The organism is Streptomyces sp. H39-C1 (assembly GCF_027158125.1).
GTDB classification, from domain to species: domain Bacteria; phylum Actinomycetota; class Actinomycetes; order Streptomycetales; family Streptomycetaceae; genus Actinacidiphila; species Actinacidiphila fildesensis.
In genome coordinates, this window is the sequence record NZ_JAPVLS010000021.1 from 33907 (window position 1) to 47738 (window position 13832).

Annotated in this window: 12 protein-coding genes; 1 reads left to right on the plus strand and 11 read right to left on the minus strand. The window is 68.9% G+C overall.

The features are described from left to right. The first annotated feature begins 6 nt into the window (after window positions 1–6). Window positions 7–894: a hypothetical protein gene (locus O3W51_RS16290; RefSeq protein ID WP_198357489.1), complete on the plus strand. Its 888-nt coding sequence runs from the start codon at window positions 7–9 to the stop codon at window positions 892–894. A gap of 73 nt (window positions 895–967) precedes the next feature. On the opposite strand, the gene O3W51_RS16295 is transcribed toward O3W51_RS16290, so the two are convergent. The 11 genes from O3W51_RS16295 to O3W51_RS16345 form a co-directional block, all read right to left on the minus strand. Further along, entirely contained in the window at window positions 968–1342 is a 375-nt protein-coding gene (locus O3W51_RS16295; protein WP_164298188.1) for an acyl carrier protein, read from the minus strand. Window positions 1343–1472: 130 nt separating this feature from the next. Continuing rightward, on the minus strand, window positions 1473–1661 hold the full coding sequence (locus O3W51_RS16300; RefSeq protein WP_138358397.1) for an acyl-CoA carboxylase epsilon subunit: 189 nt from the start codon (window positions 1659–1661) through the stop codon (window positions 1473–1475). Continuing rightward, window positions 1658–3202, minus strand: coding sequence for an acyl-CoA carboxylase subunit beta (locus O3W51_RS16305; protein WP_164298242.1), 1545 nt, complete (start codon window positions 3200–3202; stop codon window positions 1658–1660). Before O3W51_RS16305 ends, O3W51_RS16300 begins: the two co-directional genes overlap by 4 nt. A 168-nt stretch (window positions 3203–3370) precedes the next feature. Beyond that, window positions 3371–4825: an adenosylhomocysteinase gene (ahcY, locus tag O3W51_RS16310; protein ID WP_269286360.1), complete on the minus strand. Its 1455-nt coding sequence runs from the start codon at window positions 4823–4825 to the stop codon at window positions 3371–3373. Beyond that, complete coding sequence (metF, locus tag O3W51_RS16315; RefSeq protein WP_138356801.1) at window positions 4803–5696, minus strand: methylenetetrahydrofolate reductase [NAD(P)H]; 894 nt, start codon at window positions 5694–5696, stop codon at window positions 4803–4805. Before metF ends, ahcY begins: the two co-directional genes overlap by 23 nt. After that, on the minus strand, window positions 5693–9190 hold the full coding sequence (gene metH / locus O3W51_RS16320; protein ID WP_269286361.1) for a methionine synthase: 3498 nt from the start codon (window positions 9188–9190) through the stop codon (window positions 5693–5695). Before metH ends, metF begins: the two co-directional genes overlap by 4 nt. Further along, window positions 9187–10170 carry a carbohydrate kinase family protein gene (locus O3W51_RS16325; RefSeq protein WP_138356803.1) on the minus strand — a complete coding sequence of 328 codons (984 nt, stop codon included), beginning with the start codon at window positions 10168–10170 and terminating at the stop codon, window positions 9187–9189. Before O3W51_RS16325 ends, metH begins: the two co-directional genes overlap by 4 nt. A gap of 25 nt (window positions 10171–10195) precedes the next feature. Beyond that, on the minus strand, window positions 10196–11404 hold the full coding sequence (metK, locus tag O3W51_RS16330) for a methionine adenosyltransferase (protein ID WP_138356804.1): 1209 nt from the start codon (window positions 11402–11404) through the stop codon (window positions 10196–10198). Between the two features lie 101 nt (window positions 11405–11505). Then, entirely contained in the window at window positions 11506–12393 is an 888-nt protein-coding gene (locus O3W51_RS16335) for an NAD(P)-dependent oxidoreductase (RefSeq protein WP_138356805.1), read from the minus strand. A gap of 17 nt (window positions 12394–12410) precedes the next feature. Beyond that, window positions 12411–12770 carry an antibiotic biosynthesis monooxygenase family protein gene (locus O3W51_RS16340; RefSeq protein ID WP_244809613.1) on the minus strand — a complete coding sequence of 120 codons (360 nt, stop codon included), beginning with the start codon at window positions 12768–12770 and terminating at the stop codon, window positions 12411–12413. Between the two features lie 204 nt (window positions 12771–12974). Then, window positions 12975–13820 carry an NAD(P)H-binding protein gene (locus O3W51_RS16345; RefSeq protein WP_138356806.1) on the minus strand — a complete coding sequence of 282 codons (846 nt, stop codon included), beginning with the start codon at window positions 13818–13820 and terminating at the stop codon, window positions 12975–12977. Between the last annotated feature and the right edge of the window lie 12 nt (window positions 13821–13832).

Genomic DNA, 13832 nt, shown 5'->3' on the forward strand with positions numbered 1-13832 from the left:
GCCTTCATGGAATGGATCTCCCGGCCCCGCTACCGGCTTCCGCTCGACGACGCCGAGTACGCCTGGCCCGGCCGCCCGCAGATGACCATCGAGTGGTTCGGCTCGGGCGATCCCGTGATCGCCCTGGCGCTGATGCCGCACGCCAACGAACCGTTGGGGTACGCCCTGCACCGGCCGCTGGAGAAGCTGGCCGACGGGTGCGGGCAGGTGGCGGTGGTCTGGCCGGTGGATCCGCCGCCCGCCGACCGGTGCTTCCCGTTACCTTGCGACTTCCGGGAGTTCCTGCGGACCGGCTATCTGCAGCCGCTGGAGGAGCAGACGGAGTTCGCGCACACCGCCGTTCCGGTCACACCCGCCCAGCACCATGCCGCCGACTTCCGCCGGCTGGTGCGGCTGGCCGCCCCCGCGGCACTGATCCTCGTCCACAACGACGCGTTCTCCCGGATCCCCTACATGTACGGCAATCGCCGGTGGCCCGAGGCCGAGCGGCTGCTCGCCTCCGCGCCGGCCGGCGCGTTCCCCGACGCCCCGCTCGACGAGGTGGAGTGGACGCACCATCTCGGCCCGCGCACCTATTCCTACTTCGCAGCAGCACAGATCGGCATCACGGACAGCGAGGCGGCCGGCCTGTACATCGAGCGGACACTGCGCATTCCGGTCCTCACCGCAGAACTGCCGATGTTCGACTGGACCGGGATCAGCGACGAACTGCGGATCGCCGTACGCATGCGCATGGAGCAGTGGATCGAGGACGGCTGCGGCGACGTCACGTCGATGGTCGCCGACAGCGAGGCCCTGCTCGCCGGGCGGTCGGTGCCGATGATCGCACCCGAGGTCAGCGCCCGGGCCCTGCACGCGGTCCTGGAAGGCGTTCGCGCCGAACTCGACGGGTAGGACCCGGCACACGGGTACGCCCCGCCGGGTCCGTGTCACCGGCGGGGCGCGATTCGCGTGCGGGACCCTCTTCTCAGTACTGCCAGGACGCCCCGGCGACCGTCCCCCGGGAACCGTGCTCCGACCAACCGGCGAGCCCGGTCCGGCGCCGATGTGCGGGACCGCGGTGCCCGCCGTCCGGCTCCCCCCACTCCGTCGCCTGCTGTGCGGCCTGCACCATGCCCCAGAGCACTCCCGGGTTGGCAAACGCGGAGGAGGGCATCGTGCCGGGCGGAAACGTCACCCGGTGCGAGGTCTCCAGCCGGGCGATGAGCTGCATCATCCCCATCGAGTCCAGACCGTACTCGGACAGCGGCGTGCTCGGCAGCAGCGCCTCGTCCTGCTTCAGCAGGGGAAGGCTGGATCTCAGTATTTCGTCGAACGCCTTGTCCCAGGGCACCTTCGTCATCCTTGCCGTCCTCTCCGCTCCTGAAGTCCGACGCGCGGGAGTGCCAGGGTCGGCATTCCCGCTCGAACAGCCATGGAGGGCGGCTGCATCCCGCGCGCCCTCCACCGCGCCGCGGCCGGCGGGCCCGGCGTCATCGTCCGGCCGCCCGCCAGGAGCCCGCGCTCTGGTACCCGTAGCCCTGGCGCCATGCGGCGCGGGAGGGTTCGGTCTCGGGCCCGGGTACCTGGGCGCGCGTCGAAAGACTCGCCAGGACCACCGCCAGGGCCGCCAACTCCTCCTGGCCGACGTCGCCGCGCTCCACCGCCCATCGCTCGCTCATACCGGGGGGTTCCCGTGCTTGCGGGCCGGCAGGACCTGCTGCTTGGACCGCAGCATCTCCAGGGAGCGGGCCAGTGTGCGCCGGGTCCAGCGGGGGTCGATCACATCGTCGACCAGCCCGCGCTCCGCCGCGTAGTAGGGGTGCACCAACTCCTGTCGGTACTCCTCGACCAGCAGCTGCCGGGTGGCCTCCGGATCCTCCGACGCCGCGATCTGACGGCGGAACACCACATTCGCGGCGCCCTCGGCCCCCATCACCGCGATCTCGTTGCTCGGCCAGGCGAAGGAGAGGTCGGCGCCGATGGAGCGCGAATCCATGACGATGTACGCGCCCCCGTACGCCTTGCGCACGATCACCTGTATGCGCGGGACGGTCGCGTTGCAGTACGCGTACAGCAACTTGGCACCGTGCCGGATGATGCCGTTGTGCTCCTGGTCCCTGCCGGGCAGGAAGCCTGGCACGTCGACCAAGGTGATCAGCGGGATGTTGAACGCGTCGCAGGTCTGCACGAACCTGGCCGCCTTCTCCGAAGCCTGGATGTCCAGTGCTCCGGCCATCGAGGCCGGCTGGTTGGCGACGATACCGACGACATTGCCGCCGATACGGGCCAGTGCGCACACCACGTTGGTGGCCCAGCGCTCATGGACCTCGAACAGGTCGCCCTCGTCGACGATCTCCTCGATGACGGCCCGCATGTCGTACGACTGCGTCGGATCGGCCGGCACCAGATCCACCAACACGTCGTTGGGCCGGTCGACCGGGTCGTCACAGGGCCAGACCGGCGGCAGCTCGCGGTTGTTGGCCGGCAACAACGAGAGCAGGAACCTGACCTCCTCCAGGCACTCGTCCTCGTTGTCGTAGGCGAACGCCGCGACACCCGAGGTCGCCGCGTGGGTGTCGGCGCCGCCGAGTACCTCCTGCGTGACCTCCTCGCCGGTGACCGCGTGCACCACATCGGGCCCCGTGATGAACATCTGTGATGTCCCGCGCACCATGAACACGAAATCGGTGAGCGCCGGCGAGTACGCGGCGCCGCCCGCGCACGGGCCGAGCATCACACTGATCTGCGGGATCACTCCGGAGGACCGGGTGTTGCGGGAGAAGATCCCGCCGTATCCGGCCAACGCGGTGACGCCCTCCTGGATCCGGGCGCCCGCGCCGTCGTTGAGACTGACCAGCGGGGCGCCGGAGGACTCGGCGAGATCCATCAACTTGTGGATCTTCTCGGCGTGCGCCTCGCCGAGCGCACCGCCGAAGATCCGGAAGTCATGCGCGTAGGCGAAGACGATACGGCCGTGCACCTTTCCCCAGCCCGTCACCACTCCGTCGGTGTAGGGCCTGCGGGTTTCCAGGCCGAACCCTGTCGCGCGGTGCCTGCGGAAGGGCTCGACCTCGTTGAACGTGCCCTCGTCGAAGAGCAGTTCCAGCCGCTCGCGGGCGGTGAACTTCCCGCGGTCGTGCTGGTTGCGGGTGGCCTGCTCGCTCGGCCCCGCTTCCGCCTCCGCCTTGCGGCCTTCCAGTTCGGCGATCCGGCCGAGCATGTCCGCGGGCGCCGGAGCGGTCGCGGTCCCGGCTGGCAGGTCGACGGAGTCCGGGTCCAGGTTCGGTGACGCGGGCGGCACGATTTCCGGTGGAGCACCGGTCATCTGTCGTTCCAGCTCGAAGATGCTCATGGTTTCCTTGTCGGTTTGCCGGACTGCGCCGATGGTTCAGTAGCGGTAGTGGTCCGCCTTGTAGGGGCCCTCGACCGGGACGCCGATGTAGGCGGCCTGCTCCGGGCGGAGCGTGGTCAGCCGGACGCCGAGGGCGTCCAGGTGCAGACGGGCGACCTTCTCGTCCAGGTGCTTGGGGAGCACGTAGACGCCGGTGGGGTACTCGCTCTGCTTGGTGAACAGCTCGATCTGGGCCAGGGTCTGGTCCGCGAAGGAGTTGGACATGACGAACGAGGGGTGACCGGTGGCGTTGCCGAGGTTCAGCAGACGGCCCTCGGAGAGGACGATCAGGACCTTGCCGTCGGTGAACTTCCAGGTGTGGACCTGCGGCTTGACCTCATCCCGGACGATGCCCGGGATCTTGGCCAGGCCGGCCATGTCGATCTCGTTGTCGAAGTGGCCGATGTTGCCCACGATGGCCTGGTGCTTCATCTTGGCCATGTCGGCGGCCATGATGATGTCCTTGTTGCCGGTCGTGGTGATGAAGATGTCGGCGGTCTCGACGACGTCGTCGAGGGTGGCGACCTGGTAGCCGTCCATCGCCGCCTGCAGGGCGCAGATCGGGTCGATCTCGGTGATCACCACGCGGGCGCCCTGGCCGCGCAGCGACTCCGCACAGCCCTTGCCCACGTCGCCGTAGCCGAGAACGACGGCGACCTTGCCGCCGATGAGGACGTCGGTGGCACGGTTGATGCCGTCGATCAGGGAGTGGCGGCAGCCGTACTTGTTGTCGAACTTCGACTTGGTGACCGCGTCATTGACGTTGATGGCCGGGAAGAGCAGCGAGCCCTCCTGCATCATCTCGTACAGGCGGTGAACACCGGTGGTGGTCTCCTCCGTGACGCCGCGGATCTCCGACGCCAGCTGCGTCCATTTCTGGGAGTTCTCACCGATGGTGCGGCGGAGGAGCTGGAGGATGTGGCCGTACTCCTCGGAGTCGTCGGCGGCGGTGGCCGGGACCTCGCCGGCCTTCTCGAACTCGACGCCCTTGTGGATCAGGAGGGTGGCGTCGCCGCCGTCGTCCAGGATCATGTTCGGGCCGCCGGTGGGGGTGTTCGGCCAGGTCAGCGCCTGCTCCGTGCACCACCAGTACTCCTCCAGGCTCTCGCCCTTCCAGGCGAAGACCGGCACACCCTGCGGGTTCTCGGGGGTGCCGTTCGGGCCGACCGCGATGGCGGCGGCCGCGTGGTCCTGGGTGGAGAAGATGTTGCACGACGCCCAGCGGACCTCGGCACCCAGCGCGACCAGCGTCTCGATGAGGACGGCGGTCTGGATCGTCATGTGCAGTGAACCGGTGACCCGCGCGCCGGCCAGCGGCTTGGAGGCCGCGTATTCGGCACGGATCGACATCAGGCCGGGCATCTCGTGCTCGGCCAGCGTGATCTCCTTGCGGCCGTAAGCGGCCTGGGAGATGTCCGCGACCTTGAAATCAGCGGCGGTGAGGAACGGCATCTGCACTCCTAATGTTTCGGTGAATGTCCAAGGCGGCCGTGGACCGATTGAGGGTGATGTAGTGGAGCCCCGGAGCGCCGGCGTCGAGCAGGCGCTGGGCCAGCCGCGTAGCGTGGTCCACCCCGATCCGGTGGGCGACGTCCGGGTCGTGCTCGGCCGCCGCCAACTGGGCTGCCAGATCGTCCGGGAACGTCGCATTGCTCAGTTCGGCGAAGCGCCGGATCTGCCGGACGTCGGTGGCGGGCATGATCTCCGGGATGATCGGCAGATCGCATCCCGCGGCGGCCACCCGGTCCCGGAGCCTGAAGTAGTCCTCGGCCCGGAAGAACATCTGGGTGATGGCGTAGTCGGCCCCGGCCCGCGCCTTGGCGACGAAGTGCCGGACCTCGGTCTCCCAGTCGGGTGAACGCGGGTGGCGCTCGGGGAAGGCCGCGACGCCGATGCTGAAGTTCCCCGACCCCTTGACCAGCGTGACCAGTTCCCGGGCGTGGTTCAGCCCGTCCGGGTGCGGCACCCACGCACCGCGCGGATCGCCCGGCGGGTCGCCGCGCAGCACCAGGACGTCCCGGACGCCCGCGTCGGCGTACTGCCCGATGATGCGCCGCAGTTCACCGACCGAGTGCCCGACCGCCGTGAGATGGGCCACCGGGCGCAGACTCGTCTGGGCGGCGATCCGCTGGGTGACCGCGATGGTGCGGGAGCGGGACGAGCCGCCGGCGCCGTAGGTGACCGAGACGAAGGTGGGGGCGACGGCCTCGATCCGCCGGATGCTCTCCCACAGCGAGCGCTCGCCCGCGTCCGTCTTCGGCGGGAAGAACTCGAAGGAGAAGGACCGGGTTCCCGAGGCCAGAATCTCGCGCAGCGTGCTCATGAGGGGCCTCCATGAGCGTTGAAGTAGCTGGCTTCCGGGTGGTGGATGACGATCGCGTCGGTGGACTGCTCGGGGTGCAGCTGGAACTCCTCGGAGAGGTTGACCCCGATGCGTTCCGGCTGGAGCAGGTCCATGATCTTGGCGCGGTCCTCCAGGTTGGGGCAGGCCGGGTAGCCGAGGGAGTAGCGGCAGCCCTGGTACTCGGTGCGGAACATCGCGTCCAGGTTGTCCGGGTCCGCTGAGGCGATGCCCAGCTCGGACCTGACCCGTCCGTGCCAGTACTCCGCCAGTGCCTCGGTCAGCTGCACCGACAGCCCGTGCAGTTCCATGTAGTCGCGATACGCGTTCGCCGCGAAGATCTCGTTGGCCGCGACCGAGACCCGGTTCCCGACGGTGACGACCTGCATCTCGATGACGTCGGTCTCGCCGGAGTCCTCCGGGCGGAAGAAGTCCGCCAGGCACAGCCGGCGCCCGCGGCGCTGCCGGGGGAAGGTGAAGCGGGTCCGTTCGCCGCCGTCCTCGCCCAGGATGATCAGATCGTCGCCCTTGGACACGCAGGGGAAGTAGCCGTAGACGATGGCCGCTTCGAGCATGTTCTCGGTGTGCAGCCGGTCGAGCCACATCCGCAGCCGCGGCCGGCCTTCGGTTTCCACCAGCTCCTCGTACGAAGGACCGCTGCCGCGAGCCGACTTCAGGCCCCACTGGCCCTTGAAGAGCGCGGCCTCGTCCACCCAGGCCGCGTACTCCTTCAGCGGCGTGCCCTTGATGATGCGGCTGCCCCAGAACGGCGGGGTGGGGACCGGGTTGTCGGTGGCCACGTTCGACCGGACCGAGCCGCGCTCCTCGTCCGGCTCCTCGATGACGATGGCCGGACGTACCGGTACCCGCCGCTGCTTAAGCTCCGGCAACGTCGCTCCCGGCACACCGCGCTTGACGGCGATCAGCGCGTCCATCAGCCGCAGGCCCTCGAACGCGTCGCGGGCGTAGCGGACCTCGCCCTCGTAGATCTCGTGCAGGTCCTGCTCGACATAGGCGCGGGTCAATGCTGCGCCACCCAGAATGACGGGGTAGTCGGCGGCCATCTTGCGCTGGTTGAGCTCCTGCAGGTTCTCCTTCATGATCACGGTGGACTTCACCAGGAGTCCCGACATGCCGATCACGTCGGCCTTGTGCTCGGTCGCCGCGTCCAGGATCGCCGCCACCGGCTGCTTGATCCCCAAATTCACGACGTTGTAGCCGTTGTTGGACAGGATGATGTCGACGAGGTTCTTACCGATGTCATGAACGTCGCCACGGACCGTGGCCAGCACGATCGTGCCCTTGCCCTCCGCGTCGGACTTCTCCATGTGCGGTTCGAGGTAGGCGACCGCGGTCTTCATGACCTCCGCGGACTGCAGCACGAACGGCAACTGCATCTGACCCGAACCGAACAGCTCGCCCACGACCTTCATGCCCTCCAGCAGGGTGTCGTTGACGATCGCCAGCGCGGGACGGGTCGCGAGCGCCTCGTCCAGGTCGCGGTCCAGGCCGTTCTTCTCACCGTCGATGATCCGCCGCTGCAGCCGCTCGTCCAGTGGCAGGGCGGCGAGCTCCTCGGCCCGGCCGGCCTTCACCGACTTCATGTCGACGCCCTCGAAGGCCTCCAAGAAGGCCTGCAGCGGGTCGTAGCCCTCACGGCGCCGGTCATAGACCAGATCAAGGGCGATCTCCCGCTGCTCCTCGGGGATACGAGCGATCGGCACGATCTTCGCGGCGTGCACGATCGCGGAGTCCAGACCTGCCGCAACGCATTCGTTGAGGAACACGGAGTTCAGTACGACGCGGGCGGCCGGGTTGAGCCCGAAGGAGATGTTCGACAGGCCGAGGGTCGTCTGCACCAGGGGGTGGCGGCGCTTCAACTCCCTGATCGCCTCGATGGTGGCGATGCCGTCCTTGCGGGACTCCTCCTGGCCGGTGGCGATCGTGAAGGTCAGGCAGTCCACCAGGATGTCGGACTCATGGATGCCCCAGTTGGTGGTCAGATCCGTGATGAGGCGCTCAGCGATGGCGACCTTGTGCTCGGGGGTGCGGGCCTGGCCCTGCTCGTCGATCGTCAGCGCGATCAACGCGGCACCGTGCTCCGAGGCCAGTGCGGTGACTTGCGCGAAACGTGACTCAGGTCCGTCACCGTCCTCGTAGTTGACGGAGTTGATGACGGCGCGACCACCGAGCTTCTCCAACCCGGCCTTCAGTACAGGAACTTCGGTGGAGTCCAGCACGATGGGCAACGTCGACGCGGTCGCGAAACGGCCCGCGATCTCACTCATGTCGAGGGCGCCGTCGCGGCCGACGTAGTCCACGCACAGGTCCAGCAGGTGCGCGCCTTCGCGGATCTGGTCGCGGGCCATCTCGACGCAGTCGTCCCAACGGCCTTCGAGCATGGCCTCACGGAACTTCTTCGACCCGTTGGCGTTCGTCCGCTCACCGATCGCCAGATACGACGCGTCCTGCTTGAACGGCACCGTCTGGTAGAGCGACGCGGCACCTGGTTCGGGGCGCGGGTTGCGCGGCGACAGGTCCAGGCCCCGCACCCGCTCCACGACCCGCCGCAAGTGCTCGGGGGTGGTGCCGCAGCAGCCGCCGACCAACGACAGCCCGTACTCCCGCACGAAGGTCTCGTGCGCGTCAGCGAGCTCCTCCGGCGACAGCGGGTAGTGCGCGCCGTCCTTGCCCAGCACCGGCAGGCCGGCATTGGGCATGCACGAGACGGCGATACGGGCATGCTGCGACAGATAGCGCAGGTGCTCGCCCATCTCGGCCGGCCCGGTAGCGCAGTTCAGACCGATCATGTCGATACCGAGCGGTTCCAGCGCCGTCAGCGCCGCACCGATCTCGGAACCCAGCAGCATCGTGCCCGTCGTCTCGACGGTCACATGCGTGATGATGGGCAGGTTGATTCCGAGTTTCCGCAGAGCGCGATGCGCGCCGAGGATGGCGGCCTTGGTCTGCAGGAGGTCCTGAGTGGTCTCCACCAGGATCGCGTCCGCGCCGCCCTCGACGAGCCCGGCCACATTCGCCTCGTAGCCGTCCCGCAGCGCCACGTAGGGTGCGTGGCCGAGCGTGGGCAGCTTGGTGCCGGGGCCGACGGAGCCGAGCACCCAGCGCGGCCGGTCGGGCGTGGCGAAGCCGTCCGCCACCTCACGGGCCAACCGGGCGCCCGTCAGGGACAGTTCGTGGATCCGTTCGGGGATGTCGTACTCCCCCAGTGCCGCCAGGTTGGCGCCGAAGGAGTTGGTCTCGACGCAGTCGACACCCGCCGCGAAGTACTCCTCGTGCACCGACCGCACGATGTCCGGCCGGGTGACGTTCAGAACCTCGTTGCACCCTTCCAGGTTCTCGAAGTCGTCCATCGAGGGGTCCTGGGCCTGCAGCATCGTGCCCATCGCGCCGTCGGCCACCACCACCCGGGTGGCGAATGCCCGACGCAGCGCGTCCGACCGGGCGGCCGCGCTCATGACACGCCCACCAGTTGGGGCTCGATCGCATCGGCCGCCTCGTCGCCGTGGGCGATCTGGATACGGGCGGTGAGCTCGGCAGGTGAGATCTCGTACTCCTGGGTCCCGATGGATTCCAGCACCACTGAGGCCAGCGCGCAGCCGAGCTGGGCGGAGCGGATGTCGGACCACTTCCAGGCGACGCCTGCCAGGAAGCCCGACCGGAAGGCGTCACCGACTCCCGTCGGATCCACCACCGTGGCGTCCGGCACCGCGGACACGGAGAGGGTCGGCTCGCCGGCCCGCGCGATGTCCACACCGTCGGCGCCGCGGGTGGTCACCCAGGTGCCGACCTGGTCGAGCAGCTGGGAGTGGGTCCATCCCGTGCGCTCCTGGAGCAGCGAGGCCTCGTAGTCGTTGGTGAACAGGTAGGTCGCACCGGTCACCAACTGCCGGGCCGATGGTCCGTCGAGACGCGCGAGCTGCTGCGAGGGATCGGCGGCGAACGAGATGCCCAACTCACGGCACTCCGCGGTGTGCCGGAGCATCGCGTCCGGGTCGTTGGGCGAGACCACGACCAGATCGAGACCACCGGCCCGCTCCACGACCGGGGCGAGGGCGATCTCCCGGGCCTCGGACATCGCACCCGCGTAGAAGGTCGCGATCTGGTTCTGGTCCGCGTCGGTGGTGCAGACGAAGCGCGCGGTGTGCCGGGTCTCGCTCACCCGTACCGAGGCGGTGTCGACGTCGTTGCCCTCGAGCCACTGCCTGTACTCCGCGAAGTCGACGCCCGCCGCCCCGACCAGCAGGGGCCGGATTCCCAGCCGTCCCAGGCCGATGGCGATATTGGCCGCCACCCCGCCCCGCCGGACCTCCAGGTCGTCGGCGAGGAAGGAAAGAGATACCTTGTCGAGCCGGTCGGCGAGCAACTGCTCGGTGAAGCGGCCGGGGTAGAACATCAGATGGTCGGTCGCAATGGATCCGGTGACGGCGATCTTCACAACTGTTTCTCTCCTTTGGCTGAGGTCAGCCCCGCACTGCGGCGACCAGCTTTTCGGTGCGGTCGGTCCGCTCCCAGGTGAAGTCGGGCAGCTCCCGGCCGAAGTGCCCGTAGGCGGCGGTCTGGGCGTAGATCGGCCGCAGCAGGTCGAGGTCCCGGATGATCGCGGCGGGACGCAGGTCGAAGACGCTTCCGACGGCCTCCTGGATCTGCTCGACCGGTACGGTCTCGGTTCCGAAGGTCTCCACGAACAGCCCGACCGGAGCGGCCTTGCCGATCGCGTAGGCGACCTGTACCTCGCAGCGGCGGGCCAGGCCGGCGGCGACGACGTTCTTGGCGACCCAGCGCATCGCGTAGGCGGCGGAACGGTCCACCTTGGACGGGTCCTTGCCGGAGAATGCGCCACCACCGTGCCGCGCCATACCCCCGTAGGTGTCGACGATGATCTTCCGGCCGGTCAGCCCCGCGTCACCCATCGGACCGCCGACCTCGAACCGGCCGGTCGGGTTGACCAGCAGCCGGTAGCCGTCGGTGTCCAGGCCGATGCCGGCCTCGGCAAGTGCCCTGAGCTCCGGCTCCACGACGTATTCGCGCACGTCGGGTGCGAGCAGACCGTCAAGGTCGATGTCGGAGGCGTGCTGGGAGGAGACCACCAGGGTGTCCAGCCGCGCCGCCTTGTCGCCGTCGTACTCGACGGTGACCTGGGTCTTGCCGTCGGGCCGGAGATAGGCGATGGTGCCGTCCTTGCGCACATCGGTGAGCCGTCGGGCCAGCCGGTGGGCGAGGGCGATCGGGAGCGGCATCAGTTCCGGGGTGTCGTCGCAGGCATAGCCGAACATCAGGCCCTGGTCGCCGGCGCCCTGGCGGTCGAGGTCGTCCTCGCCACCCTCGATGCGGGATTCGTAGGCGGTGTCAACGCCCTGGGCGATGTCCGGGGACTGCGCTCCGATGGAGACCGAGACACCGCACGAGGCGCCGTCGAAGCCCTTGGCGGACGAGTCGTAGCCGATGTCGAGCACGGCTTCCCGGACGAGGGTGGCGATGTCGGCGTAGGCGTTGGTCGTCACCTCTCCGGCGATGTGCACCTGCCCGGTGGTGATCAGGGTTTCCACGGCGACCCGGGATGTCGGGTCCTGCCGGAGCAGCGCGTCCAGGATGGTGTCGCTGATCCGGTCGGCGATCTTGTCGGGGTGACCTTCGGTCACGGACTCCGATGTGAACAGGCGGCGGGACACGGTTCCTCCAGATGGTCGGCAACCTCAGGCCATGTTGCGTGCAGTGCCTGCAAGGCCGCTCAAGACGGGGTTGACGCGGTTACGGCGTCGGGGGGCGGCTCTCAGGAGCCGAACGCGGACTGGTCACGCTTGGTGTGCTCGACGAGGACGGACGCGTCCTTGTCGCCGTCCCCGGCCTCGATGACCTCGGCGAACCGGGCGCGGACCATGTCGAGTACCGGCAGCGTGACACCTGCCTCCTGTGCGGCCTGGTTGGCCAGCCGGAGGTCCTTCTCCATCAACTCGGCGCGGAAGAAGGCTGGTTCGTAGGTTCCGTTGAGCATCAGATTCGCCCGGAAGCGCATCACGACCGAGCTGAACCCGCTGCCGACGATGGAGGAGATGAGCATGTCGCGGTCGAGTCCGGCGCTCACCCCGTAGGCGACGCTCTCGGCGAGTGCGGCTACCTGGGCGCCGAGCAGCAGGTTGAAGATGAGCTTGATGGTGGTGGCCATGCCGGGTGCCCCGGCCGGCACCACTTCGGAGCCGATGGTGTCGAGGATGTCCCGCACGTCGGCGATGTCATCGTCCCGGCCCGAGGCGAACACCCGAAGCTCACCCTTGCGGGCCTGGAAGGGATTGCCCACCACGCACGCCTCCACCCGGCGTACGCCCAGCTGCGCGAGGCGCTCCGCGGACTCCCTGGCGTAGCGGGGCGAGACGGTGGAGGTGTCGATCACCACGGTGCCGGGCTCCAGCACCGGCGCGAGCAGGCCGAACAGGATCTGCTCCACGGCGTGCTCGTCGCTCAGGCTGAGTATCACCACCCCATGGCCGGTCGCCGCCTCGACGGGGGTGGCGGCGGCCCGGGCTCCTGCGGCGACCAGCGGCTCGGCCTTGCTTGCCGTGCGGTTGTACACCGTGAGCGGGTAACCGGCGTCGAGCAGGGTGTGCGCCATTCCGCCACCCATGTTTCCCAGTCCGATGAAGGCGAGCTGCTTCGCGTCCATGTCACTCCTCGCTGAGGTCAGGCGGTCGCTGCGGCGGCGCCCAGACCGCCGAGGTCGTACACGATCTGGCTGAGGATCATCTGACCCCCGACCCGGAAGGGCTTCAGTCGGCGACGGTGCTCGACATGCGCCTCACTGCGCTCGAACGCCCGGAAGCTGGGTTCGTCGATCCAGTCGGTGAAGACGTAGTAGACGAACTCCTCCTCGGCGCTGCGCACCAGCACCTGGCCGAGGTTGGCGGGATCGAGGGCGATCACCCTTGCGACCTCCAGCCACGCGTGCTCGAAGTTGACCGCCGCCCCCGGGCGGATCTCCATCCGCAGAATCACCCGGAAGGGCGGGGCATCGGTGCCGCCACTGCTCGTTTTGCCGTTCACGTCTCACCGCCGGTCTCTTGGACGCCGCCGGAGCACCTCCGGTGGTCGGCGGAACGCTGGCAGGACCCGATCGAGACCGGCTCAAGGGGCACCCCTGTCGCGATGTGACGGCCGGCGGTCAGGACGCTGGACGGCCCTCGGGCACGCACCCCGCCGCGCGGAGGTGTGCATGCCCGAGGGCCGTTTCTGTGGAGTCAACTCCGCTCAGCTGTAATCCTCCTGATGGTCCTTCAGCCAGCTGTCGAAGGTGCGGGGAGGAAGACCGGTGACGGACTCCACGGTCGGCAGCGGGATACCACCGCGCGCCGGATCAGGATCGCTCTGCACGGCCAGCAGCCCTTCGGTGAACTCGGCGGACAGACCCGCGCCGACCATGGCCTGCTGGGCCTTCTCCACCGGCATCTCCACGTAGCTCAGAGGCCGCCCGAGCAGCTTGGCGATCCGCTGGACCGCGTCGTCGGTGGTGAGCGCCTCCGGGCCGGTGACCGTGTAGTTACGGCCCTCGTGGCCCGGGGTGACGAGGGCGGTGGCGGCCACTGCGGCGACGTCCGCCGGATGCACCAGGGCGCGGGCGATCGTCCCGTACACCCCGTAGACGGTGTCGTGGGACCTGATCGACGCCCGCCACTGCAGCGCGTTGGTCATGAAGGTCGCACCGCGCAGCATCGTGCACGCCGCGCCCGAGTCCTGGAACGCGCGGTCCGCCTCGGCGTGCGCGCGGCCGTACGAAGTCTCGACCGGCGGCAGCGCGGCCACCGAGGACATCCGCACCACCCGCGCCGTACCCGCGCGCCGCACCTCTTCGGCCACGGCGAGGTCGTAGGACAGGGCGTCGGGGCCCGCGGAGAGCATGAACACCGCGTCCACCCCCTCCAGCGCGGCCCGGATGCTCCGGCTGTCGTCGAGGTCTCCCGTGCGGACCTCCACCTCGCTGTCGAAGACGGCCCGGGACGGGTTCCGGGTGAAGGCCCGGACCTGCTTCCCGCGCTCGACCAGCCCGTTGACCACCTCTTTGCCGACATTGCCGGTGGCTCCGAAGACCAGGATCATCGTTCGTCCTCC